The organism is Streptomyces sp. NPDC004435, assembly GCF_042873895.1.
In the GTDB taxonomy this organism is placed as follows: Bacteria; Actinomycetota; Actinomycetes; order Streptomycetales; family Streptomycetaceae; genus Streptomyces.
On sequence record NZ_JBIAMB010000013.1, the window covers coordinates 210,637 to 235,332 of the forward strand.

Annotated in this window: 27 protein-coding genes and 1 riboswitch; of the genes, 18 read left to right on the forward strand and 9 right to left on the reverse strand. The window is 74.3% G+C overall.

What is annotated here, in order from left to right:
- Window positions 1-63 precede the first annotated feature (63 nt).
- Window positions 64-693, forward strand: coding sequence for a helix-turn-helix domain-containing protein (locus ACFYT9_RS24280; RefSeq protein ID WP_387277955.1), 630 nt, complete (start codon window positions 64-66; stop codon window positions 691-693).
- Between the two features lie 20 nt (window positions 694-713).
- Window positions 714-878 (forward strand): DUF6126 family protein, encoded by a 165-nt coding sequence (locus ACFYT9_RS24285; protein WP_376605731.1) that lies wholly within the window; start codon window positions 714-716, stop codon window positions 876-878.
- Window positions 879-902: 24 nt separating this feature from the next.
- Here ACFYT9_RS24285 and ACFYT9_RS24290 read toward each other — a convergent pair whose 3' ends face one another.
- The gene (locus tag ACFYT9_RS24290; protein WP_376605729.1) at window positions 903-1,724 is read right to left on the reverse strand and encodes a tyrosine-protein phosphatase; all 822 of its coding nucleotides are present in this window, start codon (window positions 1,722-1,724) and stop codon (window positions 903-905) included.
- A gap of 389 nt (window positions 1,725-2,113) precedes the next feature.
- A riboswitch (cyclic di-AMP (ydaO/yuaA leader) is annotated at window positions 2,114-2,277 on the forward strand.
- Window positions 2,278-2,281: 4 nt separating this feature from the next.
- Here ACFYT9_RS24290 and ACFYT9_RS24295 point away from each other — a divergent pair.
- Window positions 2,282-3,241 carry a peptidoglycan DD-metalloendopeptidase family protein gene (locus tag ACFYT9_RS24295; RefSeq protein WP_389167101.1) on the forward strand — a complete coding sequence of 320 codons (960 nt, stop codon included), beginning with the start codon at window positions 2,282-2,284 and terminating at the stop codon, window positions 3,239-3,241.
- Between the two features lie 161 nt (window positions 3,242-3,402).
- On the forward strand, window positions 3,403-4,206 hold the full coding sequence (locus ACFYT9_RS24300) for an SGNH/GDSL hydrolase family protein (protein ID WP_376595902.1): 804 nt from the start codon (window positions 3,403-3,405) through the stop codon (window positions 4,204-4,206).
- Here ACFYT9_RS24300 and ACFYT9_RS24305 read toward each other — a convergent pair.
- From ACFYT9_RS24305 to ACFYT9_RS24325, 5 genes are all read right to left on the reverse strand, one after another.
- Window positions 4,193-5,056, reverse strand: a complete 864-nt coding sequence (locus ACFYT9_RS24305) for an STM4011 family radical SAM protein (RefSeq protein WP_389167104.1) — start codon at window positions 5,054-5,056, stop codon at window positions 4,193-4,195. The genes ACFYT9_RS24300 and ACFYT9_RS24305 overlap by 14 nt on opposite strands.
- Window positions 5,057-5,065: 9 nt before the next feature.
- On the reverse strand, window positions 5,066-6,403 hold the full coding sequence (locus ACFYT9_RS24310) for an STM4012 family radical SAM protein (RefSeq protein ID WP_389167106.1): 1,338 nt from the start codon (window positions 6,401-6,403) through the stop codon (window positions 5,066-5,068).
- Entirely contained in the window at window positions 6,400-7,221 is an 822-nt protein-coding gene (locus ACFYT9_RS24315) for an STM4013/SEN3800 family hydrolase (RefSeq protein ID WP_389167109.1), read from the reverse strand. The genes ACFYT9_RS24310 and ACFYT9_RS24315 overlap by 4 nt, the downstream gene beginning before the upstream one ends.
- A 149-nt stretch (window positions 7,222-7,370) precedes the next feature.
- A complete protein-coding gene (locus ACFYT9_RS24320; RefSeq protein WP_389167111.1) occupies window positions 7,371-8,531 on the reverse strand; it encodes an STM4014 family protein in 1,161 nt (386 codons plus the stop codon).
- On the reverse strand, window positions 8,528-9,487 hold the full coding sequence (locus ACFYT9_RS24325; protein WP_389167114.1) for an STM4015 family protein: 960 nt from the start codon (window positions 9,485-9,487) through the stop codon (window positions 8,528-8,530). The genes ACFYT9_RS24320 and ACFYT9_RS24325 overlap by 4 nt, the downstream gene beginning before the upstream one ends.
- Before the next feature lie 168 nt (window positions 9,488-9,655).
- Between ACFYT9_RS24325 and ACFYT9_RS24330 the strand changes: the two genes are divergently transcribed.
- From ACFYT9_RS24330 to ACFYT9_RS24340, 3 genes are all read left to right on the forward strand, one after another.
- The gene (locus tag ACFYT9_RS24330; RefSeq protein WP_376595907.1) at window positions 9,656-9,982 is read left to right on the forward strand and encodes a hypothetical protein; all 327 of its coding nucleotides are present in this window, start codon (window positions 9,656-9,658) and stop codon (window positions 9,980-9,982) included.
- A gap of 85 nt (window positions 9,983-10,067) precedes the next feature.
- Complete coding sequence (locus tag ACFYT9_RS24335) at window positions 10,068-11,090, forward strand: DUF6745 domain-containing protein (protein WP_389167206.1); 1,023 nt, start codon at window positions 10,068-10,070, stop codon at window positions 11,088-11,090.
- Window positions 11,091-11,506: 416 nt separating this feature from the next.
- The gene (locus tag ACFYT9_RS24340; protein WP_387277974.1) at window positions 11,507-12,301 is read left to right on the forward strand and encodes an SIMPL domain-containing protein; all 795 of its coding nucleotides are present in this window, start codon (window positions 11,507-11,509) and stop codon (window positions 12,299-12,301) included.
- 115 nt (window positions 12,302-12,416) lie between these two features.
- Here the strand turns inward: ACFYT9_RS24340 and ACFYT9_RS24345 are convergent, their stop codons facing one another.
- A complete protein-coding gene (locus tag ACFYT9_RS24345; protein ID WP_389167117.1) occupies window positions 12,417-13,022 on the reverse strand; it encodes a TetR/AcrR family transcriptional regulator in 606 nt (201 codons plus the stop codon).
- A 62-nt stretch (window positions 13,023-13,084) separates the two neighbouring features.
- A complete protein-coding gene (locus ACFYT9_RS24350; RefSeq protein WP_389167120.1) occupies window positions 13,085-14,263 on the reverse strand; it encodes a Glu/Leu/Phe/Val dehydrogenase dimerization domain-containing protein in 1,179 nt (392 codons plus the stop codon).
- A gap of 112 nt (window positions 14,264-14,375) precedes the next feature.
- On the opposite strand from ACFYT9_RS24350, the gene ACFYT9_RS24355 reads away from it, so the two are divergent.
- The 11 genes from ACFYT9_RS24355 (at window position 14,376) to ACFYT9_RS24405 (ending at window position 23,780) form a co-directional block, all read left to right on the forward strand.
- Window positions 14,376-15,575 carry an MBL fold metallo-hydrolase gene (locus ACFYT9_RS24355; RefSeq protein WP_389167123.1) on the forward strand — a complete coding sequence of 400 codons (1,200 nt, stop codon included), beginning with the start codon at window positions 14,376-14,378 and terminating at the stop codon, window positions 15,573-15,575.
- Window positions 15,576-15,719: 144 nt separating this feature from the next.
- The gene (locus tag ACFYT9_RS24360; protein WP_389167125.1) at window positions 15,720-15,938 is read left to right on the forward strand and encodes a hypothetical protein; all 219 of its coding nucleotides are present in this window, start codon (window positions 15,720-15,722) and stop codon (window positions 15,936-15,938) included.
- 277 nt (window positions 15,939-16,215) lie between these two features.
- Window positions 16,216-17,661, forward strand: a complete 1,446-nt coding sequence (locus ACFYT9_RS24365) for an MFS transporter (RefSeq protein ID WP_389167128.1) — start codon at window positions 16,216-16,218, stop codon at window positions 17,659-17,661.
- A 107-nt stretch (window positions 17,662-17,768) separates the two neighbouring features.
- Entirely contained in the window at window positions 17,769-18,635 is an 867-nt protein-coding gene (locus ACFYT9_RS24370; protein WP_389167131.1) for a helix-turn-helix transcriptional regulator, read from the forward strand.
- Window positions 18,636-18,749: 114 nt separating this feature from the next.
- Entirely contained in the window at window positions 18,750-18,929 is a 180-nt protein-coding gene (locus ACFYT9_RS24375; RefSeq protein ID WP_389167133.1) for a hypothetical protein, read from the forward strand.
- Between the two features lie 438 nt (window positions 18,930-19,367).
- Window positions 19,368-19,640 carry a hypothetical protein gene (locus ACFYT9_RS24380; protein ID WP_387270456.1) on the forward strand — a complete coding sequence of 91 codons (273 nt, stop codon included), beginning with the start codon at window positions 19,368-19,370 and terminating at the stop codon, window positions 19,638-19,640.
- Between the two features lie 81 nt (window positions 19,641-19,721).
- Window positions 19,722-20,615 (forward strand): ABC transporter ATP-binding protein, encoded by an 894-nt coding sequence (locus ACFYT9_RS24385; RefSeq protein WP_389167135.1) that lies wholly within the window; start codon window positions 19,722-19,724, stop codon window positions 20,613-20,615.
- 94 nt (window positions 20,616-20,709) lie between these two features.
- Complete coding sequence (locus tag ACFYT9_RS24390; RefSeq protein WP_389167138.1) at window positions 20,710-21,471, forward strand: ABC transporter permease; 762 nt, start codon at window positions 20,710-20,712, stop codon at window positions 21,469-21,471.
- A 75-nt stretch (window positions 21,472-21,546) separates the two neighbouring features.
- The gene (locus tag ACFYT9_RS24395) at window positions 21,547-22,839 is read left to right on the forward strand and encodes a sensor histidine kinase (RefSeq protein WP_389167141.1); all 1,293 of its coding nucleotides are present in this window, start codon (window positions 21,547-21,549) and stop codon (window positions 22,837-22,839) included.
- Window positions 22,832-23,473: a response regulator gene (locus ACFYT9_RS24400; protein WP_389167143.1), complete on the forward strand. Its 642-nt coding sequence runs from the start codon at window positions 22,832-22,834 to the stop codon at window positions 23,471-23,473. The genes ACFYT9_RS24395 and ACFYT9_RS24400 overlap by 8 nt, the downstream gene beginning before the upstream one ends.
- 115 nt (window positions 23,474-23,588) lie before the next feature.
- A complete protein-coding gene (locus ACFYT9_RS24405) occupies window positions 23,589-23,780 on the forward strand; it encodes a hypothetical protein (protein WP_389167146.1) in 192 nt (63 codons plus the stop codon).
- 28 nt (window positions 23,781-23,808) lie between these two features.
- Here the strand turns inward: ACFYT9_RS24405 and ACFYT9_RS24410 are convergent, their stop codons facing one another.
- Window positions 23,809-24,321, reverse strand: coding sequence for a GNAT family N-acetyltransferase (locus ACFYT9_RS24410; protein WP_389167149.1), 513 nt, complete (start codon window positions 24,319-24,321; stop codon window positions 23,809-23,811).
- Between the last annotated feature and the right edge of the window lie 375 nt (window positions 24,322-24,696).

Consider the following 24,696-nt stretch of genomic DNA (forward strand, 5'->3'; position numbering starts at 1 on the left):
GCGGGTTTTTGCCTCTGGGGCAAGAAATTTGCCTCAGAGGCACAAGCCTGGCGGAATGGACCCATGGACCACGTCCCCCGGGGCTCCGCCCCGGAAACCGCCGCCCCCGACATCCTGCCCGACGTCGCCCCGCAGCTGCGGGGTCTGCGCCGGCGCCGGGGGCTCACCCTGGAGGCGGCCGCCCAGCGGGCCGGGCTCTCCCCGGCGCACCTCTCGCGCCTGGAGACCGGGAACCGGCAGCCCTCGCTGCCGATGCTGCTGGCCCTCGCCCGTATCTACGGTACGACGGTCGCCGAGCTCCTCGGGGAGACCCCGCCCGAGCGCGACCCGGTGATCCGGGCCGGCCGCTCCGAGCCGGTCGAGGCCGACGGCTGGATCTACCGGCAGGCCGGTGGCGCCGGCCGGGCCATGCAGTGCCTGCGCGTCCACGTGCCCTACGCCACCCGGGCCGACATCGTGCGGGTCCACCCCGGTGAGGAGTGGCTGCACGTCCTCGAAGGGCAGGTGCGGCTCGCGCTCGGCGAGACCGTGCACCTGCTCGATCCGGGGGACAGCGCGCACTTCGACTCGCTCACCCCGCACCGGATCGGCGCGGCCGGCCGCGCCGGCGCGGAGGTCCTGTTCGTCCACACGCTCCTCCAGAGCCCCGCCGCCGAGCTGTGCCTGGGCGGCGGCGCCCCGCACCCCCGCTGAGCCCCGAAGGGTTGACCGACATGTCCGACAAGTCAGCGAATTCCGCCCCGGTCACCGGCGAAGAGCGCGGTGAGGGCAAGTTCCCCAAGGGGCTTGTGCTCCGCCTCTTCGCGTACCTGATCGCCGGTCACCTCTTCGCCGGCTTCCTCTACCTGCTCTTCATGCTCGGCGGGCAGAACCAGTAGCCGGATCCCGGGACGGCGGCTTCCTCACGCCTCCGTGAGGAACCGCTCCCGCAGCCGCTCGCGGGTCTCGGGCGCCAGCTTCAGGCCGTCCGCGAGGTAGGTGTCCACCGAGCCCCAGGTCGCGTCGATCGTCTCGAACGCGGCCCGCAGGTACTCCACCCGCGCGTCGAAGAGCGGGCTGAGCAGCTCCATCACCTCGGGCGCCATCGCGTCCCGGGCGGTGGAGCTGCGGCGCACCTTGTAGCGGCGGTGCGGGGCGTCCGACTTCACGTAGTCGGCCTCGATCGCCTCGCGCTCCACGCCCAGGGCGAGCAGGGTGATGGCGATCGAGAGCCCGGCGCGGTCCTTGCCGGCCGCGCAGTGCATCAGGGCCGGGACGGAGTCCTCGGCGAGGGAGTGCAGGACCCGGCTGTGCTCGGCGGTCCGCTCCACGATCATCCGGCGGTACGAGACCGTCATCCGCTCCGCGGCCTTGCCGTCGCCCAGCAGGCCCCGCAGCGTGTCGAGGTCGCCCTCGCGGACCATCCGCCAGAACTCCTTGCCGTCGGCCGGGTCGCTCAGGGGTATGTTCACGTTCCGTACGCCCGGGAGCTCGACGTCCGGCCCCTCCACCTTCGCGTCGGCCTCGTTGCGGAAGTCGAAGATCGTGTGCAGGCCGAGGCCGTCGAGGAAGGCCGCGTCGGACTCGGTGGCGTCGGCCAGGTGGCCGCTGCGGAAGAGGGCGCCGGGGCGGACGGCGCGCCCGTCCGTCGTCGGCAGGCCGCCCACGTCCCGGAAGTTGCGGACCTCCGCGAGCTCGGGCTCGCCGGGTTCGAGGGGCTGGACCTGCGGCAACTGCTGCGTCACGGATGCTCCTGGGGGTGAGGTGTTCACGGGACCGGACGAGATCGGTTCCCCCCGCAATCATCCAGGGGCGCGGGTCGCGGCGCACCCCCCTGGTCGGTAATGGGCGATCTGTCCGTATTGAAATGCCTTGGGGTAACGCGCCCTGGTTGAGGGGGAGATGGAATTCCGCGCGTGAGCAGCGTCATAAAGGTGACGGATCGTGGCCGACGGCCCGCGCCAATCACCCGCCCTGAAAAGGGAATCGAGGGACCGTCATCGACGGAGGGTGACCGGAATTCCGGGCCCGAAGATCGCCCCGGAATGCCCGTCGAATACGGCGGCTTGTTCGCGCCGACCCCGCTCGTCTAGCGTCGCCGTCAATCCGGTCGGACCGCCGAATCCTGCCACCGTCCGGAATTCGACCCCATCCCATCGCGTGGCAGGAGCGGGGGACCCAAGGAAGTACGCCGGTCCCGCGACGCAGGACGGCTCGGGGTGAAGCCGCGTGACACACGCGGCCGGACATCTCCAGTCCGAACCCGACAGCTCACCTCGCAGGCGCCGGAGAGGAATTCGCCATGCCCGCGAACGGTAAGCACCGCCGCCAGAAGTCCACCTTCCTCACCCGTGGCCTCGTGGCCGCCGGCACCGGCGGCGCCGTCGTCGCCCTGCCGCTGATCGGCGCCACCGGAGCCCACGCCGCCGAGCAGGCCGCCCCGGCCGCCGTCTCCGCCGGCGTCGTGAGCGCCGCCGCCCACGTCCAGGCCGCCCCTGCGGCCAAGGCTGCCGCCCCGAAGACGTACTCCGTCGTCGCCGGCGACTACCTGTCCAAGATCGCCGCCGAGCAGAACGTGGCCGGCGGCTGGCAGAAGCTCTACTCCGACAACCGCCAGGTCGTCGGCGAGAACCCCTCGCTCATCCTCCCGGGCATGAAGCTCACCCTCGGTGCCAAGAACACCGCCAAGGCCGCCGCCCCGAAGCCCGCCGCCGCCAAGGTCGCCCCGAAGGCCGCCGAGGCCGCCCCGAAGGCCGAGCGCAAGGCCGCCCCGAAGGCCGCCGCCGGCGAGCAGACCCGCGCCTCGCGCTCCGCCGAGCGCGCCGCCGCCCCGGCCGCCGCCGAGCCGGCCGCCTCCTCCGGCTGGGTCGCCCCGGTCTCCGGCGGCGTCTCCACCCCGTACCGCGCCTCCGGCTCCATGTGGTCCTCCGGCTACCACACCGGTGCCGACTTCATCGCCTCCTCCGGCACCACCGTCCGCGCCGTCGGCGCCGGCACGGTCGTCTCCGCCGGCTGGAGCGGCGCCTACGGCAACGAGGTCGTCATCCAGCACGCCGACGGCAACTACTCGCAGTACGCCCACCTCTCCTCCCTCTCCGTCTCCTCCGGCCAGTCGGTGAGCGGCGGCCAGCAGATCGGCCTCTCCGGCTCCACCGGCAACTCCACCGGCCCGCACCTGCACTTCGAGATCCGCACCTCGCCGAGCTACGGCGCGGACATCGACCCGCTGGCCTACCTGCGCCAGCACGGCGTGTCGATCTGACCCGTCCGGCTCCACGGCCACACGAAGGCCCGGCACCTCTCGGTGCCGGGCCTTCGCCCTATTCCGGCTTGGCAAATTCTTTATCGGTGGCATATATCACCCGCCGTCAACCCCTCCTTACGGTCGCGTAGGTCACATCCGAACCGGAAGGATGTGCTGCCGTGGCAGACGATTCGAGAGAAACAGACAAGAACGCGTTCGGGTCATTCGGGTCGTACGCGGCGATCGGTGACAGCTTCACGGAGGGCGTCGGCGACCCCGGACCCGACGGCGGCTACGTCGGCTGGGCCGACCGCTTCGCGGTGCTCCTCGCCGACCAGCTGCCGGACCACGAGGACTTCCGCTACGCCAACCTGGCCGTCCGCGGACGCCTCCTCGACCAGATCGTGGCCGAGCAGGTCCCCCGGGCGAAGGAGCTCGCCCCCGACCTGGTGACCTTCTGCGCGGGCGGCAACGACATCATCCGGCCCGGCACCGACCCCGACGACGTCGCGGAGCGCTTCGAGCGGGCCGTCCGGGACCTCACCTCCGCCGTCGGCACCGTGATGGTCACCACCGGCTTCGACACCCGTGACGTGCCCGTCCTCAAGCACCTGCGCGGCAAGATCGCCACGTACACGGCCCACGTCCGCGCCATCGCCGACCGCTACGACTGCCCGGTCCTCGACCTGTGGTCGCTCCGCTCCGTCCAGGACCGGCGCGCCTGGGACGACGACCGGCTGCACCTCTCGCCCGAGGGGCACACCAGGGTCGCGCTGCGCGCCGCCCAGGTCCTCGGCCTGCCGGTCCCGGCCGACCCCGACCAGGCGTGGCCCCCGCTGCCCGCCCGGGGCCCGCTGGAGGTCCGCCGGGACGACATCCACTGGGCGCGCGAGTACCTGGTGCCGTGGATCGGACGGCGGCTGCGCGGCGAGAGCTCCGGCGACCACGTCGAGGCCAAGCGCCCCGACCTCATGCCCCTGTAGCTCCCGGACGGCCGGCGGGGATCCGCTCCAGGACCCCGCCGGCGAACACGTCGTACAGCGGCAGCGTCTCCAGGTGGACGTAGCCGATGTGGCAGTCGCAGACGGCGAGGGGACAGGCGCGGGGCCGCAGCGCGGCACGGTACGAGCCGTCGTACAGGTTGCCCAGCTCGGCCCTGACGAAGTGGCAGCGCCGCACCGTCCCCGCGCCGTCCACCGACACCACCGACTCGCCGGTCCGGCAGGGCAGCCCCGCCGAGCGGTGCGGGTGCCGGCTGTAGCCGAAGAGCGGATCGATCTCCGTCCACGCCGCCGCCTCCGCGTCCGTGTACGTGTGCCCCTCCGCCGCGTTCACCCACAGGTAGACGTGCTCCGGCAGCGCCGCCCGCAGCCGCACCGCCTCCGCGCGGTGCTCGGGCAGGCCCACGACACCCACACTGAACCGGACGCCCCGGGCAGCCAGGTCGAGCGCCTTGCCGAGGAAGCGGTCGTACGGGGTCTGCCCCGGGTGGTACGTGCACCACAGGGCCAGCGAGCCGAGATCGGCCTCGTCGAGCCACGCGGTCCGGCAGCTCAGGTTGGTCTGGATCGCCACCCGCTCCACGTGCGGCAGCCGCGACAGCTCCACCAGCGCCCGCCGGTACCAGGAGCGGACCAGGCCCTCGCCCCACGGCGTGAACAGGATCCGCAGCCGGTCCCCGCTCTGCCCGGCGGCCCAGCCGGTGAAGCGCTCCAGCGCCGCCCGGTCCGCGCGCAGCGTCTCCGGGCTGTCCCGCCGCTTGGCGAACGGGCAGTACGGGCAGTCGTAGTCGCAGGAGGCCAGCGGCCCCCGGTACAGCAGCGTCAGGTCCACGTCCACCGCCTACTTCGGCTCGTACGCGGCCATCGCCGCCCGTACGCCGGGGGAGAAGAGCTCCGGGCCGAGCCCGTCCGAGTGCGCGAGCCCCTCCGCCGACAGCCGCAGCAGCCCGTCCGGCGCCGACCCGTCGAGCCAGCCGTACCCGGCGAACCGCTCCAGCTCCGGCCCGAAGTCCTCGTACGCCCCCGACCCGAACCGCTCCTCGTACCCGGCGAGCTCCATGCCCTCCGCCTGGAGCAGCGACTGGAGGAGGTGGCGGCGGCGCGCCTCCGCCCCGTCCACCCACCGGCCCACCTGGGCCCGCGAGAAGTCCCCGGTCTCCGTGTACGCGTCGATGATCGAGCGGATCTCCCGCATGTCCACCGCGTAGTCGAAGGAGTAGTGCAGCGCCGAGGTGTACGAGCGGGCGCCGCAGCCGAGGCCGATCATCCCGTCCGTCTGGCAGGCGTGGTCCTCCGGGCCCGACGGGCCCGCGTCCGCCCGCCGGAACATCCGCATCGACACCTGCTCGTAGCCCTGCCCGAGGAGGTGGTCGCGCCCCTGCCGGTAGAGCCGCAGCCGCCGCGCGTCCCACTCCTCGTCCGACTCCGCCGGGGCCGAGCGGCCGAGCCCGGTGAGCGGCCGCACGTACAGCGGGTACAGGTACAGCTCCTCGGGGCGCCAGGCGAGCGCCGCGTCCAGCGAGTACCGCCAGGACTCCGGGGTCTGCCCGTCGATGCCGTAGATGAGGTCGATGTTGAGCACCTGCACGCCGGCGTCCCGGATCCGGCCGAGCGCCGCCTCCACGTCGGCGCGCCGCTGCGGCCGGACCGCCGCCCGCGCCTCGGCGTCCACGAAGCTCTGCACCCCGATGCTGAGCCGGGTCGCGCCGCGCTCGGCGAGGACCGCGAGCCGGTCGGCGGTGGCGGTGGCCGGCGAGGTCTCCACCGAGAGTGGCACCGCACGCAGGTCCGCGCCCATGCGGTGCTCGGCGATGTCGCAGAGCCGCTCCAGCTCGGCGGCGGTCAGGAAGGTGGGGGTGCCGCCGCCGAACGCCGCCGTCGCGAACCGCACCTGCTCCGCGCCCTCCAGCGCCTCCCGCACGACCACGGCCTGCCGGTCGAGCGCGTCGAGGTAGCGGGTGGTCAGCTCGCCGGGCGCGCCGATCCGGGTGAAGAGGTTGCAGAAGCCGCAGCGGACCTCGCAGAAGGGGATGTGCGCGTAGAGCGAGAGCGCGTCCTTCGGCTCGCCCGCCCAGAGCGCGGCCAGCTCCGGCCGCTCGGGCAGCGGCCGGTACGCCGTCTTGTGCGGGTAGGCGTACACGTACGAGCGGTACGGGCGGGGGAGCGGGGTCCCGGTCACGCGGCGGCCCCCTCGTCCGGGCCGGCCAGCGTGAACTGCGCGTACGGCACCGTCCACACCACCTCGTGGCCGAGCCGGTGGCCCGTGAACCCGTCGTCGCCGTAGGCCGTGCCGTGGTCCGAGCAGACGATCGCGAAGCAGCGGCGGCGGCTGCTCATCGCCGCGAAGAGGCGCCCGATGTGCCGGTCGACGTACTCCAGCGCCGCCGCGTGGGTGGCCCGGGTGTCGCCGGCCTCGCGGCTCGCGCCCGGGGTGTGGAACCAGTTGGGCTGGTGCAGCGCGGACACGTTCACGAAGAGGAAGAGCCGGCGGTCCGCCGGGAGCGCCGCCACCACCTCCTCGGCCCGTGTCACCTGCGCCTCGAACGAGGTCGGTGAGGCCACCCCGAAGGACGGCTCCCAGTGGCTCTCCTGGAAGAACCCCGGCAGCACCGAGCCGAGCGGCGGCTGCCCGTTGAAGAAGCCGACCCCGCCCACGCACACCGTCCGGTAGCCGTCGGCGGCGAGCGCCGAGACCAGGTCGGGGGCGTCGTACACATAGGTGCCGTCCGCGGTGGTCTCGCTGCCCGCGAACCGGGCGGCGAAGAGCCTGGGGTGCGGTCCCGGCGCGGCCGGGGTCGGCAGGAACCCGGCGAAGATCGCCTGGTGGGAGGCGTAGGTGAAGCTGCCGGGGGCGTGCCGGGGCTCCCAGCGGCCGTCCGGGAGGTGGCGGGCCAGGTTCGGGATGCGGCCGGCGGCGGCCAGCTCGGCGGCCACGTCGTACCGGAGGGTGTCCAGAGTGACCAGGAGCAGGTCGTGGCTGCCGACGACCTGGTTCATGTCGGGATGGGCCACGGGCCGGGGCACGGGGTGGGGTCGGTTCGCGGCTGAGGGTCCGCAGGTGGGGTGGTGCTGGTTCGCGGCGGCGGGTTCGTTCGTGGGGTGGGGCTGGTCCACGGGCTCGGGTCGGCTCGTGGGGTGGGGCTGGTTCACGTGGTGCTCGTTCCTGTGGTGCCGGGTGTACGGGGCGCGGCGCCGCCCGGTGCGGAGAAGGCGCGCAGCAGGTCGGCGACCTGGGCGCCGTAGGTGTCCAGGCCCTCCGCCTCACCGCCCGGGAGGCCGGTGAGGCCGGGCAGCAGGTCCCCGAAGGCGTTCACCTCGCCGACCGCGAAGCGGCGCCAGCCGGCGCCGGGCAGCAGGTCCACGCCGACGCACCGGGTGCCGGGGAAGGCGGCCGCAGCCCGCTCGCACACCGCGAGGGCCTCCTCCCAGCGGCCGCCGGCGGCGGCGATCGCGGCCCGGGCCGCGGCCAGGTCGCCGCGCGCGCCACCGAGGTGCAGATTGGTCAGCGGGGAGCGGCTGGTGCGGACCACCGCGTGGGTGGCGCGCCCGCCGGTGACGACCACCCGCAGGTCGGCCGCCCGGCCGCCCTGCGTCGCCTTCGGCAGCCAGCGCTCCACGTGCAGCCCGTCCGGGGCGAGCGCGTCGACCAGCGCGCCGACCTCCCGCGCGCCCGTGTAGCGCCGCACCCGCAGCGAGTTGAACAGCCGTCCGGCCGCGTCCCGCTCGACCGAGGTCGCGGCCTGCACCCGGCCCCCGCCCGCCGTCTCCAGGGCGAGCACCCCGGAGGCGGAGGAGCCGTGGGCCGGCTTCACGAAGACCCGGCGCAGCCCGGAGCCTTCCATCAGCGCCACCAGATCGTCCCAGCCCCGCACCGGCGCCCCGCCGGGACCCGAGGTCGGCGAGGCGGGGACGGACACCCCGGCGGCGGAGAGCCGCCCGTGGGTGAGCCGCTTGTCGAAGAGGACCGCCGTCTCGGCGGGATCGTCCACCAGCACGGCACCGGCCCGCCCGGCCTCGGCGGCGAGCCCCGCGACGGCCGCGGTGAACCGCTCGTACCAGAGGCGTCCTCCCTCGACCCGGGCCGGGTCCTCGACGCCCCGCAGCAGCCGGTCCACCTCGGGCACCTCCCCGGGCGAGTCGACCCGGACGGTCTCGCCCGACGCGAGACGGGCCCCGCCGCGCAGCACGTCCAGCCAGCCGACGGCCCGCGCCCCGGGCAGCCCGGCGGCACGCAGCGCGTCCTGGAAGAACGCGACGCGCCGCCCCGCGGGGTCGCCGACGACGACGAGGCGCGGGCCGGCGGTCATTCGGCGACGGCGACGTAGCGCCAGACGTCCCCGTCGCCGTCGTCCTCCGGGGACTGCGCCTCGTCCAGGACGACCCGCACCCCGTGCGGGGCGAGCGCGGCGGTGATCCGCTCCCGCATGGCGTCCGAGAGGTAGTGGTACTCCAGGTCCAGCTCCCGCAGGTGCGTCAGCGGCTGCCCGTCCAGCAGGGCGGCCGCGCCCTCGTCGGTGAGCACTCCCATGCCGAGGCCGAGCCGGTCGAGGCGGGCCACGACCGGAGCGCTCGCCACGGCGGCCGCCACCCGGTCCTGGACGACGCTGTTGCACAGCCCGAGGCCGCGCAGCGCGGGGAACGCCTCGCCGGAGAGCAGCGGCGCCAGGTCATCGGGGGAGGAGTCGCCGCCGTACTCGTCCGTGCCGAGCCACAGTTCGAGGTTCTCCAGGGCGGGCAGGTCGCTGCCGGCGATGCCGCGCACCACCTCGGCGCCGAGCCCGCCGGTCTCCACGACCAGGGTCTCCAGGCCGGTGTGGCGCAGCGAGGGGAAGGCGAGGCCGGTGCCGCCGCGCACCCCAAGCTCCCGCAGCGCCGGATAGGCGGCGAGCAGCGGCGTGACGTCGGACTGGATGATCCAGGAGATCTCGCAGTCCTCGGAGTTCATGTCCCCGAGGAAGACCGCCTCCAGGGCGGTCAGCCGGTCGTTCGCCCCGAGGAGGGCGGTGACGGCGCCGGCCGAGGAGTTCTCGTACGCCTCCTCCCAGCCGCCGACCACGATCGCGCGCACCCGGCGGGTGTCCACGGTCTTCAGGAAGCGCTCGAAGCGGGCGCCCCACTTCTCGTCCCCGGGGTCGCAGTACGTCGGGGTCGACACCCGCCAGGCCACGGCCGCCGCGTCGGGCAGCTCCGTGCGCGCGTCGGCGTCCGGGAAGTCGAGGACGGGGAGGCCGTGGAACTCCTCCAGATGGGTCGCAAGGGACATGACGGTGCTCCAGACGCCGGACGGCTGTACGGACTGACGGCAAGAGTTCTACCAAGTCCCACCGACAGGGGAGGGTGCAGGGTGGCGGTTCCGACGCGTTGTCAGTGGCGGCCTCTAGCGTCGTTCTCGTGTTCGGGCGAGGGGCTCCGGACGGGAAAGGGGAGAGCCATGTACCGGCAGGGGGACGTGCTGATCGTGCCCGTCGACGAGCGGGCGGTGCCCGCCCGGGCGAAGGAGGCGCGGGGCGAGCCGAGGGACGGCAGGGGACGGCTCGTGCTCGCCTTCGGCGAGGTCACCGGACACGCCCACGCGGTGCCGGGTCCCGGCCGGCTGGTGCGGGAGCCGGGGCCGTACGGCCCCTTCCTGCTCGAACTGCCCGAGGGCGGCCGGCTGGTGCACGAGGAGCACGCCCCGATCGTCCTGCCCCGGGGCTGGTACCGGGTGGTGCGCCAGCGGGAGTACGTGCCGGGGGCGTACCGGATCGTGGCGGACTGAGCGGGACGGGCGGGGCCGGAGCGGCATGCGGGAAGAGGACATGGGGGACGACATGGCGGACGTGGCGGAGACGGGGGACGGGACGATGGACGACGCAGACGTGTACGAGAAGTGGCGGGGGGTCGCGGCCGCCACCGGGCCAGCCGACCGGACCGCCGTCGAGGCCGGCATCCGGCTGGCCTACGGAGCCGCCGGGCTCCCCGCGCCGGAGCGGGTGCTCTGGACCGACTCCCCGCTCGCCGGGGTCGAGCTGGTCGCCGGCCTCACCGACCGGGGCCGCCCGGTGCGCGAGGAGGTGCGCACCCTGCCGTGGGCGGAGGAGCGGCGCAGGCTGCACGACGCGCTGGGACCGGCCGGCTGGACGGCGCACTGGCAGACCACCGGCGCCCGGCTCTGGGACCCGACGCGGGCGCTCGCCGAGCGGGTCAGAGCGGGGATCCTGGACGTGCTCGGGGAGCGGGAGGAGCCGGGCGGCCTCACCGAGCGGGCCGCCCGCGAGCTCCTGTACGACGCGGTGCTGGGCCAGCACGACGCCGCGTGGCTCGCCGCCTTCGACGGACGGGGGAGCAGGCTCGCCGGGCTCGCGGCGGTCGCGGAGCAGGCCGGCTGGTGGTGGCCATACGAGAAGGTCGCCGTCGTCTGCGAGCGCCCCGTGGAACTCCACCGGGACGAGGCCGGCCGGCTCGACCGGGGCGACGGCCCCGCCCTCGCCCACCGGGACGGCTTCGCCCTCCACGCCTGGCGCGGGATGCCGGTCACCTCCGCTTTCCTGGCCGGGCTCACGGACCTCGCCCCGGAGCGGATCCGCGAGGAGGAGAACGCCGAACTGCGCCGCGTGATGCTGGAGTTCTACGGCTACGAGCGCTACCTGGACGACTCCGGCGCCCGCCCCGAGGGCCGGGACGAGGCGGGCGTGCTGTGGCGGATCGAACTGGACGACGACGAGGACGTCGTGATGGTCGAGGTGGTCAACTCCACGCCCGAGCCCGACGGCAGCCACCGCACCTACTGGCTCCGCGTGCCGCCCACCACCCGGACCGCCCGCGAGGGCGTGGCCTGGACCTTCGGCCTCGGCACGGAGGCGTACGAGCCGCTCGTCCAGACCTGAACCTTGGCGGGGCGGCGGTGGGGGCACTCTTGCGGGCGGGGCGCTGGGGCGGCCGGTAGGGGACTGGGGCGTCGGCGGGGGGCCCGGCACATCGGGGCGGGTGCGGTGCACGGGGGCAGGGGTTTCCGCTGCGAGGCTTGTCGCGCTGGGGCGGGGTTGCGGCGGCCGGTTCGGGCTCGGGGCGTCGGCGGGGGGCCCGGCACATCGGGGAGGGGGCCGTGCCCGCGTGGCGCGGGGCGTCCGTCGCCGGATCGGGCCGGGGTCCGGAGACGGCCCGGCCGGGACGGGCGCCCGGGGCGCTGGTACGGAGAGGTGAAGGGCGGCGGCCGTCAGGAGTGGCGCCCGGGAGGCGGCGGTTCCGGGTGCTGGGATGTGCCCGCCGGAGCCACCGGCACCCACCGTCGAAGGGACCGCCCGTGCCGCACCGCCCCGTGCCCGCCCGCCAGGACCGCCGCGTCCGCGCCGCCCGGCTGTTCGCCGCCACTGCGGGCGGCCTCGTCCTCGGAGCGCTCCTGCTGGGCACCGCCGCCCCCGCGCAGGCCGCGGCCCCGGAGCGGTCCGCCCCGCGCGCGGCCGTCCGGGCCGAGACCCCGGCGACGGTCACCGTCACCGGGAGCGGCAGCGCGACCGCCGCGCCCGACCTGGCGATCCTCTCGGTGGGAGTGGAGGCCGCGAAGGCGACGGCGAAGGAGGCGATGGCGGCCCAGACCACCGCGGCCGAGGCGCTGCTCGCGGTCCTCCGCAAGGAGGGCATCGAGGACCGGGACATCCGCACCGACAGCCTCTCCCTCGCTCCCGTCTACACCCAGGCGGCCGGCGGCCAGTCCAAGGTGAGCGGCTACCAGGCGAGCCAGGCATTCTCCGTCAAGGTCCGGCGGATCGACCGGGCGGGCCAGGTCATCGGGGCCGTCAACGACGCCACCGGGGACGCCGGCCGGGTGAACGGCGTCGTCTTCGACGTGGCCGACCCGAAGGAGCTGCGCGCCAAGGCCCGCGAGGCCGCCTACCGGGACGCGTACGAGAAGGCGTCCCAGCACGCCAGGCTCAGCGGCCACCGGCTCGGCCGACTGGTCTCGCTCAGCGAGGGCGAGTCGCTGCGGCCGGGCCACGGGGCGCTCCCGTCGATGCCGTCCGACGAGCCGAGCGTGCCGCTGGCCCCCGGCGAGATCGAGGAGCAGGTCACCGTCTCGGCCGTCTTCGAACTGCTCTGAGCCGCGCGCCGGGCCGTGCGTCCGGCGGTGGGCGTCGGGCCCTGCCCAGGTCCGCGCGCCGGGTCCGGACGTCCGGGGTTCGGTCCTCGGCCGCAGGCCGTTCCCCGGCCGGGGTTCAGGCCTCGGCCGGGGACAGGCCGAGTTCGCGGGCGAGGGCCGCGTCCGCCCACTGGAGCATCGCCGTCCGGGAGAGGCCGCCGGAGTAGACCGTCGTCTGGACGGCGAGGCCGTCCAGGTAGGCGGTGAGCCGCCAGGCGGCGCCGCTCGGATCGGGACAGGGGAACTCGCCGGCGGCGACCCCCTCCTCGATGACGGCGGTCAGCGCGTTCTTCCACTCCCGGTCGAGCGCGGCGGCGACCCGGCGCAGTTCCGGGTCGCGCAGCCCGGCCGCCCACGCCTCGATCCACAGCCGCCAGCCCTTCGCCTGCCCGGTGGGGGCGTACCAGCGGACGGCGGCGCGCAACCGCCGCTCCGCCGTCGAGCGGCGGCCCAGGATCCGGCGCAGCTGGGCCAGGTCGCTCTCCGCCGCATGCGCGAAGGCCGCCGCCACCAGCTGTTCCTTGGTCGAGAAGTGGTAGAGCACCAGCGCGTTGCTGACGCCGAGGGCGGTGGCCACGTCGGCGATCCGGACGGCGGTGGCACCGCGCGCCTCGATCTGCTCGACGGCGGCCCGCAGCAGCTCCTCGCGCCGCTCGGCCACGCTCAACCGCACTCTCGCCACGCTCAGCAGCCTACACAGCGCATGCCGGAGTCATGATCACCGCGACGTCCGGGACGGGCCGGTCAGTACCAGCCGTAGCGCTCCGCGATCACCGGAAGCCGCTCCGCCACCAGGGCGTGCGCCGCCGCGCGCGGGAGCACCCCGTCGGCCTCGGCCCGGTCGAGCACGGCACCGGTCAGGGCCCGCATCGCGACCCGTACCCGGGCGAACGCCTGGTCCGCGTCGGCCTCGACGTCACCGAAGAGCGTCCACCACCACCAGGCGTTGGTGCAGGAGTTGACGACCACGTCCGGCAGCACCGTCACCCCGCGCGCGGCGAGGGCGGCCTCCGCCTCCGGGAGCACCGGCATGTTCGCCGCCTCGGCGATCCAGCGGGCGCGGATCCGCTCCTGGTCCGCGACGCCGATCGCGTACGAGACGGCGGCCGGCACCAGCACCTCCGCGTCGACGGCGAGCCAGGCGTCGCCGGGCTCCTCCCGGTCACCGGGGCGCAGCGCCGCCCGGTCCACGCCTGCGTGCGCGTCCCGGGAGGTGATCAGCGCCTCCACGTCGAGCCCGTCCGGGTTCACCACCGTGCCGCGCACGTCGGCGACCGCCACCACCGTGAGACCGGCCCGGGAGAGGAAGCGGGCGGTGGCCGCGCCCATGGTGCCGAAGCCCTGCACGGAGACCCGGGTGCCCTCGTACGCCCGGCCGGCCCGGTCCAGGGCGACCAGCACCGACTCGGCGACGCCGAGCCCGCCGACCAGCGCGTCCAGGCCGATGCCGTCGACCTCGACGGCGAAGGCGTCGGCGAGCCGCTTCCGGGCCGCCGCCTCGTTCTCCAGGAGCGGGAAGACGGCCTGCACCGAGGAGTCGATCCCGGCCTCGGCCATCGCGCGGTCCACCGTCTCCTGGGTGAGCCCCAGGTCCTCCCCGGTGGTCCAGAGGCGCTCCACGTACGGCCGCATCGCCCGCAGGTAGCGGACCAGGACGCCGTACGCCTCGGGGGAGCGCGGATCGCAGTCGATGCCGCCCTTGGCGCCGCCCAGCGGTACATACCGGGCGGTCGGGTCGTAGTGCAGCGCCTCCTTCATGGTCATCCCGCGGGCGAGCCCGGCGACCTCCTCCGCGCCGCACCCCTCCCGCATCCGCAGCCCGCCGCTCGCGACGCCCCTGACCAGCCGGTCGACGACCAGGTATCCCCGGCGGCCGGTGACGTGGTCGGTCCAGGTGAGGGAGATCAGCGGGGCGGCGGTCATGGGGCTCCTCCGGGGCAGGTTACTGAACGCCTGTTCAGTATGACGGACGCGTCGGGACGCTCCACGGCCCGTCCGCCCATAATGGAACGACCACCGTCGACCAGGAGGTCCTGTGACCGGTACCGGCTCCGACCGTTCGCTGCGGGCCCGGCTGCGCGCCCTGCGGCCCGAGTCCTTCGGCGCCGAGCCCGCGGGGGAGCGGCTGGCTCGCATCCGCCGCTCGCCGCACTTCGCCGACGGCGTCTTCCAGAACCCCGAGCAGGCCCGCCGCGGCCCGTCCGGCTCCACCTCCGAGCTCGCGAAGATCTACTTCGAGAGGGAGTCGCGCGCCCGCCGGGCCCCCACCGGGGTGATCCCCGTCCACCCGACGACCGTCGCCGACCTCGCCCGCCCCGCCCCCACCGGCCTGCGGATCACCTGGCTGGGCCACTCCAGCGTGCTGGCCGAGATCGACGGCGTACGGATCCTCTTCGACCCCGTCTGGGGAGAGCGCTGCTCTCCCTTCTCCTTCGTGGGCCCCAAGCGGCTCCACCCGGCGCCCGCGCCGCTCGCGGCGCTCGGCCCGGTCGACGTCGTCGTGATCTCCCACGACCACTACGACCACCTCGACCTGCCGACGATCAAGGAGCTGGCCGGCTCGGACACCCTCTTCGCGGTCCCGCTCGGCGTCGGCGCCCACCTGGAGCGCTGGGGCGTCGCCCCCTCCCGGCTGCGCGAGCTGGACTGGCACGAGTCCACCGAGATCGGCGACCTCACCCTCACCGCCACCCCGGCCCGCCACTTCTGCGGCCGCGCGATCCGCAACCAGCAGCACACCCTCTGGGCCTCCTGGTCGGTCCGCGGCCCCCGTCACCGGATCTTCCACAGCGGCGACACCGGCTACTTCCAGGGCTTCAAGGACATCGGCGCGGCCCACGGCCCCTTCGACGTCACCATGATCCAGCTCGGCGCCTACTCCGATTTCTGGCCGGACATCCACATGACCCCCGCCGAGGGCGTCCGGGCCCACCTCGACCTCCAGGGCGGCCGCCCCGGCGGCGTCCTCCTCCCGATCCACTGGGCCACCTTCAACCTGGCCCCGCACGCCTGGGCGGAACCGGGCGAGTGGACGAAGGACGCGGCGGAGGAGGTCGGCCAGGCCGTGGCGTTCCCCCGCCCCGGCGAGCCGTTCGAGCCGGCGGGGAAGCTGCCCGCGGACGCCTGGTGGCGAGTGGTGTCCCAGCCGATCGCCACTCCGTGGCGGCGGCCGAAGCCGCCCCAGCCCCCCGCCGAGGCGTCCGAGCGCGATCTCGACCTGGCGGGTGAGCGGTGACGTGGGCTGAGGCCGAGCGGGGCGGGGGCGTGGCCTGCCCCTGACCGGGATGGATGCCGGTCCTCGCCGGGAGCGGGTGGGGACGGGCCGGTACGTCTCGTCGAAACACGGACGGGCGTGGTCCCGACTCCGTAGCATCGGCGCATGCCCACAGGACCCTCGCACGCCCGTGCCGTCAACAGCCTCGTCAACGGTGAAATCACCCAAGAGGTCTTCCCGTGCCGTTGCACGCAGGGAGAGGACCACCTTGAGGGTCCGGACTTCACGGACTTCGAGGAGCCTGAGCCCGAGAGCCCGACCGTCCCCTACGCCGAGGAGATCTGGCTCTCCAGTGGCATGGACGAGGACGACGACTTCCGCTGACCGGATCGGCAGCGGCGGCGGTCGGCGCGGCTGACTCACCCGCGACAAGATCCCCGCCGATGCGGGGATCTTCACATATCCGGCTGGGCCGCTTTCGGCCTGTTCGCCCCGCGCGGGGCCGGGACGGGCGGCGGGGGATCCGCGCGCCATGACGGGGCGGGGGCGGGACCCGGTGTCGGGGTGACCTCGGGAGGGTGCCACTGGCAGTACCACCCTCGCCAGTGGTGGCCGGGAGCAGGGGCTGGCTGGGGGCGCCCGCGCGGATCAGGGTTGGGTCATGACCAGCGTTGAAACCGCGCAGACCACGACCCCGCCCCCGGCGACCGCTCGGATGAGCGGCCGTCAGACGGCGGCCCTCGTCGTGCTGTTGGCGTCCCAGTTCATGATGGCCGCGGACTTCTCCGTACTGAACGTGGCTCTCCCCGAGGTCGGGGTCGCCCTGGGCTTCGAGACGGGAAGCCTGCAATGGATCACCACGATGTTCGCGCTCTGCGCCGCGGGCTGCACCCTCGTGTTCGGCCGGGTCGGTGACTTCGTGGGCCGCCGGCGGATCTTCACCGCCGGCATGGTCGTCCTGGCCGTCTCGTCGCTGCTCGGCGGCGTGGCCGGCACCGCTGAGACGCTGCTCGTGGCCCGTACCCTCCAGGGCCTGGCCACCGCTGCGGTCACGCCGGCGGCGCTCGCCCTGCTCACCACCGCCTTCACCGAGCCTTCGCTGCGCGCCCGCGCCCTGGGCCTCAACGGCATCATGATGAGCGGCGGATTCAGCGTCGGTGCCGTCCTCGGCGGTGTGCTCACCGACGCCCTCTCCTGGCGCTGGGCCTTCTTCATCAACATCCCGGTGGCCATTGCCGCGATCCTCGTCGTGCCCCTGGTCGTGTCGGAGAGCCGGGCCGAGCGGCGCGGCCGGATCGACGTGCCCGGCGCGGTCCTCATCACCCTCGGCATGTTCGCCGGAATCTACGGCGTCACCCGGGTCGGCGAGGAGGGCCTGGACGCCCTGGCCGGCGCAGCCCTGGCGGCCTCCGCCGTCCTGCTCGTCGGGTTCTGGGCGGTCGAGAGCCGTACCGCCGACGCCCTGGTCCCCGTGAGGATCCTCAAGAAGCCGGACATCGCCCTCGGCAATCTGGCGGCCCTCTTCATCTTCGGAGGGGAGACCGCGCTGATCTTCTTCACCGGTCTCCATGTGCAGAACGTCCTCGGCCTGTCCTCCATGACCGCCGGCCTCGTGCTCCTCGGTATCGGCGTCGGGCAGATCATCGCCGGTGTCGTGGGCCCCCGCATCCTGCAGAAGGTGTCGCCCCGGTCGCTGCTCGGGATCTCGCTCTTCCTCCAGGGCGCGTTCATGCTGTTCGGGGTGTGGGCCTCGGCCGACCCCTTCTGGCTCCTCCCGCTCATCGCCACCCAGTTCGTCAACGCCTTCTTCTCGATGCTCGCCGCCCTGTGCTTCATGGTCATCGCCACCTCCTCGGCCGACGCCGACTCGCAGGGCATGGCCACCGGCATGGCCACCCAGAGCCAGCAGGTCGGCATCGCCATCGGCATCCCGCTGGTCAGCGCCGTCTACGCGAGTGTCATCGGGCACGGTTCCGTGACGGCCGCCGAGGAACTCTCCGGCATCCGCACCGCGATCGGCGTGACCGGCTCGGCGCAGGTCGTGGTCGGCCTCGTGCTGTGGCTCGTGCTGCGCGCCCGGTCCCCCCGAACGACGACGACCGACTGATCCCCCGCGCGGCCGTCGTCGAGCGGCCGGTGAGCGGAGCCTCCGCTCACCGGCCGCTTCCTGCCCTGTCCCCGGTGCCGATCGCCCTGGCGCCGGGACTCTTCATAATGAGAGAGGTGGACCAGATCATGAACGCGGACCTCGGCAGTTACCTCCGGCAGATGCGGGAGCGCGTCCGGCCCGAGCAGGCGGGGCTGCGCCCGGGCCGCGGCGTGCGACGGGTGCCCGGCCTGCGCCGCGAGGAGGTGGCGACCCTCGCGGGGGTCAGCCAGACCTACTACACCAGGCTGGAGCAGTCGCACACCGCGCACGCTTCGCCCCAGGTGCTGCTGTCCATCGCCCGTGCGCTGGAACTCAACGGCGACGAGCAGGACTACCTCCTGAAGATCGGATCCCCGGAACAGCCGGGACGGAACAAGCCCCGGGACGGCCGACTCGCCGCCCCCACCAGGATGCTGCTGGAGTCCTTCGACTCCGTCGCCGCAGCGGTGCTGAACTACCGTTGCGACATCGTCGGCTGGAACCGCGTCTTCCACGCGCTGATCGCGCCTCACCTCGACTTCGGCCTCATCGACGACCCGGCCCGGCGCCCGAACATCATCAAGATGAACTTCCTGGACGAGCGCGTGCGGTCGCTGTACGCCGACTGGACCGCCGAGTCCGAGGCGAACGTCGCCTATCTGCGCTTCATCGCCGGGAGCCACCGCCACGACCCGGAACTGGCCGGCCTGATCGGTGAACTCACCATCAACAGCAGCGAGTTCGGATCACTGTGGTGCCGCCAGGACGTGGCCAACTGTGTGGAGGGCACGAAGCTCGTCGACCACCCGGTCGTGGGCGAGCTGGAGTTGATGTACCAGTCCGCACAACTTCCAGACGGCAACATTCTGAAGTTCTACCACGCCGAGCCCGACTCTCCGCACGAGGCGTCGCTGCGGCTCCTGAAGGTGGACCTGGAGTCCGCCGGCGGCTGAGGACGGCGTGAAGGGGCCCGGGCCGGATCTCTCCTGCCGGGCCCCTTCGCTTCGCGCCCAGCCCCGTAACGAGCTGCGCTTCGCCGTCGACGAGCGGGGTTCGCGACCATCCCGATGGCCTCGTACTCCCGCGTGCGGCATTTCTCCGAGATCTCGACCGGCCGCCGCGCCCTCCTGGAGCAGATCACGGCCCCATGGTGGTACTTCCTTCCGGCGGTCGCGCGCGAGGAGGTCCTCACCCGCCTGCGCGTCACCCCTCCGCGCCCCGAGCCGGTGAGGGACCCGAGCCGGTGAGGGACCTGGTGGGCCCCGGCCGTGCCTCCCGCGGCGCTCGGCTGACCGGAAGGGCCGGCGGCGCGACGCCGCGCCCCCGGCCTGGATTTGGGGCCTCCTTCCTTGGCCCGGCTCGTTGGGGGGCCTCCTCCCGCCGCCCGGGCCGCGGGACCCTCCTTCCGCGGCCTGGCCCCGTGGCGCTCCGTCGGCGAAGGGCTGGTGTCCGGAGAGTGAGACGGGCCTCTCGAATTCCGGAGGGCGTGGGACACTGACCGCATGCTGCGGCGGCTCATTATCAGCGCCCGCGTGCCGGCACCGGTGTGACCCGGAGGCGACCCCTCCCGGCCGACGCCACCGCCCGCACGCAGACCTCTCGTGTTCCACGAGGGGTCTTTTCGTTTTCCCGGAACCCCTGACACGACGGCCCACCCGGCCGGCAGACCTGGACAGGAACACCCCATGGCACACGACAGTTCGACCCTCCCCGGCACGTGCACGCTCGTCGTCTCCCTCCGGGACAGCCCCGGCGCCCTCCGCCGGATCGCCGCCACGCTCGGGAGCACGCCCGTCCTGGCGCTGGCCTACGTCGTCACGGGACCGGCGCGGGCACGCGCCGAGATCAGGGTTGAGCGGAGCCACGTGGCGCGCGCCCGGAAGAAGCTGAGCCGCATGGTGGACACCACGGACGTGTCGGAGCTCGCCGCCGTCCCGCCCGGCCGCCGGTCGTCGTAGCCCCATCAACCGATCGGTTGACCGCGGTTCGAGCGGGACGGCCGATACCGGGCGGGGCCCACCGGGGGCGATCGTGGGCACATGCCGATGATCGAAGTGCGGGAACTGCGCAAGGCGTACGGGGAGCGGAAGGCCGTCGACGGCGTCTCCTTCTCCGTGGACGAGGGAGAGATCTTCGGGATCCTCGGACCCAACGGCGCCGGAAAGACCACCACCGTCGAGTGCGTGGCCGGACTCCGGGCCGCCGACTCCGGCACGGTGCGGGTGGCGGGCCTCGACCCCGTCGCCGACCACGACCGGATCACCCGGCTGCTCGGGGTCCAGCTCCAGCAGAGCGAGCTCCAGGCCAAACTCACCGTCCGCGAGGCGCTGGAGCTCTACGCCTCCTTCTACGAGCGCCCCGCCGACTGGCGCGCCCTCGCCGCGCGGCTCGGGCTCGACGCCCATCTGGACGCCCGCTTCGGCAAGTTGTCCGGCGGCCAGAAGCAGCGGCTGTTCATCGCCCTGGCGCTCGTCGGCGCCCCCCGCGCCGTCGTCCTCGACGAACTCACCACGGGGCTCGACCCCCGGGCCCGCCGCGACACCTGGGCCCTCGTCGAGGACATCAGGGCGGGCGGCGTCACCGTCCTCCTCGTCACCCACGTCATGGAGGAGGCCCAGCGGCTCTGCGACCGGATCGCGGTGATCGACCGGGGCCGGGTCACGGCCCTCGACACCCCCGCCGGCCTCATCGGCCGCTCCGCGACCGCCCAAGTGATCTCCTTCGCCGCCGACAGCCCTCTGGATACCGCCGAACTCACCGCCCTGCCCGGCGCCGCCGACGTGACCTCCCGCGACGGCCGCACCGTCGTGACCGGCACCGACGCCACCGTCGACGCCTTCGTGTCGCTGCTCGCCCGCCGCGCGGTCACCGCACGCGGACTCCGCATCACCGACACCACCCTCGACGACGCCTACCTCGACCTCACCTCCTGAGGACCGGCCTCACCTCCGGAGCACCAACCGCCCTCCGCCGCCGCAGTCCCTCCGTCCCACGCCCGGCCGCCCGCCTCCCGACAGGAGCAGTCCCATGGCCAGCACCACCGCACCGGCCTCCGCCACCCGCGCGGTCCTCAGGACCGAGGCCCGCCTCTTCGCCCGCGAACCCGCCTCCCTGTTCTGGGTGATGGTCTCGCCGACCGTCCTCCTGGCGATCCTCGGGCTCGTCCCGTCCATGCGGGAGGCGTCCCCCGACCTCGGCGGCCGTCGCATGATCGACGTCTACGTCCCGGTCTCCGTCCTCTTCGCCCTGATCATGGCCGGCCTCCAGGCCATGCCCCCGGTCCTCGCCGGCTACCGCGAACGCGGCATCCTGCGCCGCATGTCCGCCACCCCGGTCCGCCCGGCCGCGCTGCTCACCGCCCAGCTCGTGCTGCACGCCGCCGCCGCGCTGGTCTCCGCACTGCTGGTGATCGCGGTCGGCCGGTCCGCCTTCGGCGTCGCCCTCCCGGAGAACCTCCCCGGCTACCTCGCCGCGCTGCTGCTGTCCGTCGCGGGCGCCCTGGCCCTCGGCGCTGCGGTCTGCGCGCTCTCCCGTACCCAGAAGATCGCCACCGCCGTCGGCACGGCCGTCTTCTTCCCGACCATGTTCACGGCGGGTGTCTGGGTGCCCGTCCAGGCCATGCCGGATACGCTGCGCCGGATCGTGGAGTTCGCGCCGTACGGTGCGGCCTCGCGGGCCCTCGACGAGGCGGCGCGCGGCGGCTGGCCGAGCCTGCTCGCGGTCGGGGTGATGGCCTTCTGGGCGGTCGCGCTGACGGCGGTGGCGATCCGCCGCTTCCGCTGGGAGTGACGGAGCGGCGGCGCGGACGGCCCGGCGGCGCGGACGGGAACGGCGGCCGGACGGGTCGGCGGAGGGGGTACGGGCATGGCGGCGACGGTCGAGGAACGGTGGCTGCAGTTCTACCGCTGGGGGCCGTACGTCCTCCTGAGCGCGGCCACGGCGCTGGCCGCGGCCACCGCGAGCGAGGTGATGACCGGGACCGAGACGGGCGTCGCCGCCGTCCTCGTCGTCGCCGTCCTCGTCCTCCAGCTGTGCTGGCAGCGGTGGCCGAGGTCCGTACCGCCCCCCGGGAGCGGGGACGACCACGGCGCGGGCGTGCTCCTCCCGGGCATCCCGGGGCCCGCCTCCGTCGGCTACTTCGCGCTGCGCACGGCGCTCGCCTTCGTCCTCACCTGGCTCAACCCGTTCTTCGCCGTCTTCGCCTGCGTCGGCTACTTCGACGCCGTCCACCTGCTGCCGCCCCGTCCGGTCTTCGTCCGCTCGGGACTGCTCGTCGTCGCCCTCACCCTGGCCGGCTCCCAGGCAGGCGGGCTCCCGCCGACGTCCACGCTCCAATGGGTCGCGTTCATCGCGCTGTTCCTCCTCAACGCCGGCCTCGCCACCGGCCTGGCGCACCTCGGCGCCAAGGAGACCGAGAAGGCCGCCGAGCGCTCCGCGACCATCGCCCAGCTGGCCCGGACCAACGCCCGCCTGGAGCAGGCGCTCGCAGAGAACGCCACCCTCCAGGCCCAACTCGTCCTCCAGGCCCGGGAGGCGGGCGTCGCCGACGAACGGCGCCGGCTCGCCGCCGAGATCCACGACACCCTCGCCCAGGGACTGACCGGGATCATCGCCCAGCTCCAGGCCGCCGACACCGCCGGCCCCGGCCAGGCCCGCGTCCACCACGAGCGGGCCGCCGCCCTCGCCCGGCACAGCCTCGGCGAGGCCCGCCGCTCCGTGCAGAACCTCTCACCGGTCGCCCTGGAGCACGACACCCTGCCCGACGCGCTGGAGAAGACCGTCGCGGACTGGGCCGAACGCACCGGCATCACCGCCCGGTTCACGGCCACCGGCACCGCGCACCCCCTTCACGACGAGGTCGCCGCGACCCTGCTCAGCATCGCCCAGGAGGCGCTGGCCAACGCCGAACGCCACTCCGGCGCCGGCCGCGCCGGGGTCACCCTCTCGTACATGGGCGACGAGGTCGTCCTCGACATCCGCGACGACGGACGGGGCTTCGACCCGGCCGTCCCCTCCGCCCGCGGCTCCCACGGCGGCTTCGGCCTCGTCGGGATGCGGGCCCGCGCCGCCCGCCTCGCCGGGGAGGTCGAGGTCGAGTCGGCGGCTGGGGAGGGCACGGCGATCTCCGTTCGCGTACCGTTGGGCGCCCATGACTGAGATCACCCTGCTCCTCGTCGACGACCACCCCGTCGTCCGGGACGGCCTGCGCGGCATGTTCGACGCCGACCCCGGATTCCGCGTCCTCGGCGAGGCGTCCGGTGGCGTCGAGGCCGTCGAACTCGCCCTCCGGCTCGACCCGGACGTCGTCCTCATGGACCTGCGCATGCCGGCGGGCGGCGGTGTCGACGCCATCGCCGCCCTCGCCCGGCAGGGCGCCCGCGCCCGCGTCCTCGTGCTCACCACGTACGACACGGACACCGACACCCTCCCCGCCATCGAGGCCGGCGCGACCGGCTACCTCCTCAAGGACGCGCCCCGCGACGAGCTGTTCGCCGCCGTACGGGCCGCCGCCGAGGGCCGCACCGTCCTCTCCCCGGCCGTCGCCACCCGCCTCGTCAGCGCCGTGCGCCGGCCCGCCGAACCCGTCGACGACACCCTCTCGGCACGCGAGCGCGAGATCCTCGTCCTGGTCGCCCGGGGCACCTCCAACCGCGAGATCGCCGCCGAACTCTTCATCAGCGAGGCCACGGTGAAGACCCACCTCACCCACATGTACGCCAAGCTCGCCGTCAAGGACCGGGCGGCGGCCGTCGCCGCAGGCTACGACCGGGGGATCCTCGGCCGCGGCTGACCTGCCACCGCGAGAGAGACGTGGCATCGCTCACGCCCCCGAACCGCTCCCTCCGCCCACGGGGTGGGTATACCCCGTCACGAGCCGTCGCGGGACGGCGGGGGAGGGGGAGACCGTGGCGGAGATCGTGGGAGTGGGCGTCGTCGTCCTCGTCGTCTGGGCCGTCGTACGCGGCATCGGGCGCAGCGGCTCGGACAAGGGCGGCGACAGCGGCAGCGGCGGAGCCGGAGGCAGCAGTGGCAGCGGCAGCAGCTGCGGTGGCGGATGCGGCGGCGGTGGGGGCTGCGGAGGGTGCGGGTGCGGCTGAACCCGCGGAGCGTGCCGCCGCCGTCGCCTCAGCGCACCAGCTCCGCCGCCAGCAGGTCCATCAGCAGGCCGTCGTGCCAGGTGCCGTCCGCGCCCCGCTCGTAACGGCGCATCACCCCGACGGGGCGGAACCCGACCTTCTCGTAGCAGCGGATCGCCGCCGTGTTGTCGGCGGCCGGGTCGATGACCAGCCGGTGGAAGCCGTGATCGTCGACGAGGTGGCGGGCGAGGGTGCGGACGGCGTCCGTACCCAGTCCGCGCCCGTGCACCGACGGGTCGAGGAACAGGTCGATCCCGGCGTGCCGGTACTCCGGATCGTCCTCGGCGTACCACTGGATCATGCCGACGATCCGGCCGTCGTGCCGGATCGTCAGACAGCGTGTCCCGGGGTCCTCCAGATCGGAGGCGACCTCCCCGGCCAGGTCGTCCCCACCCCGCCAGCGGGCCCGCACCTCGGGCGTGGCCCGGACGGCGGCCAGGGCGGGGACGTCCTCCGGGACGGCGGGACGCAGGACGACGGCGGCACCGTGCAAGTCGCTCATGCCCCCAGCTTGCCCGACACCCGCCCGGTACGGATCTCCCACGGGCATGCGTCCCCCGCGCGTAGGGGGCCCCTGCGCGTAGGGGGCCCCTGCGCGTACGGGGCCCCTGCGCGTACGGGGCCCCTGAGGGTACGGGCCCCTGAGGGTACGGGCCCCTGCGGGTACGGGCCCCTGCGGGTACGGGCCCCTGCGGGTACGGGCCCCTGCGGGTACGGGCCCCTGCGGGTACGGGCCCCTGCGCGTACGGGTCTCCTACGGGTACGGAGTCCCCGCGGGTACGGGAGGTCCGCTGAGCCGCGCTCCGGTCCTCATCGGTACGTCGCGGGCGCCGGTACGTTTGTGCCGACCGTTACGGGAGACACGCGCCCTGTGTCC

Coding starts and splice junctions, on each gene's coding strand:
- ACFYT9_RS24350 (WP_389167120.1), bottom strand. CDS start 14,263: ATGACCGCCGCCCCGCTGATCTCCCTCACCTGGACCGACCACGTCACC.
- ACFYT9_RS24395 (WP_389167141.1), top strand. CDS start 21,547: ATGGCGGCGACGGTCGAGGAACGGTGGCTGCAGTTCTACCGCTGGGGG.
- ACFYT9_RS24325 (WP_389167114.1), bottom strand. CDS start 9,487: ATGTCCCTTGCGACCCATCTGGAGGAGTTCCACGGCCTCCCCGTCCTC.
- ACFYT9_RS24365 (WP_389167128.1), top strand. CDS start 16,216: ATGACCAGCGTTGAAACCGCGCAGACCACGACCCCGCCCCCGGCGACC.
- ACFYT9_RS24280 (WP_387277955.1), top strand. CDS start 64: ATGGACCACGTCCCCCGGGGCTCCGCCCCGGAAACCGCCGCCCCCGAC.
- ACFYT9_RS24400 (WP_389167143.1), top strand. CDS start 22,832: ATGACTGAGATCACCCTGCTCCTCGTCGACGACCACCCCGTCGTCCGG.
- ACFYT9_RS24360 (WP_389167125.1), top strand. CDS start 15,720: ATGCCCACAGGACCCTCGCACGCCCGTGCCGTCAACAGCCTCGTCAAC.
- ACFYT9_RS24315 (WP_389167109.1), bottom strand. CDS start 7,221: ATGAACCAGGTCGTCGGCAGCCACGACCTGCTCCTGGTCACTCTGGAC.
- ACFYT9_RS24285 (WP_376605731.1), top strand. CDS start 714: ATGTCCGACAAGTCAGCGAATTCCGCCCCGGTCACCGGCGAAGAGCGC.
- ACFYT9_RS24370 (WP_389167131.1), top strand. CDS start 17,769: ATGAGAGAGGTGGACCAGATCATGAACGCGGACCTCGGCAGTTACCTC.
- ACFYT9_RS24335 (WP_389167206.1), top strand. CDS start 10,068: ATGGACGACGCAGACGTGTACGAGAAGTGGCGGGGGGTCGCGGCCGCC.
- ACFYT9_RS24320 (WP_389167111.1), bottom strand. CDS start 8,531: ATGACCGCCGGCCCGCGCCTCGTCGTCGTCGGCGACCCCGCGGGGCGG.
- ACFYT9_RS24295 (WP_389167101.1), top strand. CDS start 2,282: ATGCCCGCGAACGGTAAGCACCGCCGCCAGAAGTCCACCTTCCTCACC.
- ACFYT9_RS24330 (WP_376595907.1), top strand. CDS start 9,656: ATGTACCGGCAGGGGGACGTGCTGATCGTGCCCGTCGACGAGCGGGCG.
- ACFYT9_RS24385 (WP_389167135.1), top strand. CDS start 19,722: ATGCCGATGATCGAAGTGCGGGAACTGCGCAAGGCGTACGGGGAGCGG.
- ACFYT9_RS24410 (WP_389167149.1), bottom strand. CDS start 24,321: ATGAGCGACTTGCACGGTGCCGCCGTCGTCCTGCGTCCCGCCGTCCCG.
- ACFYT9_RS24380 (WP_387270456.1), top strand. CDS start 19,368: ATGGCACACGACAGTTCGACCCTCCCCGGCACGTGCACGCTCGTCGTC.
- ACFYT9_RS24375 (WP_389167133.1), top strand. CDS start 18,750: ATGGCCTCGTACTCCCGCGTGCGGCATTTCTCCGAGATCTCGACCGGC.
- ACFYT9_RS24390 (WP_389167138.1), top strand. CDS start 20,710: ATGGCCAGCACCACCGCACCGGCCTCCGCCACCCGCGCGGTCCTCAGG.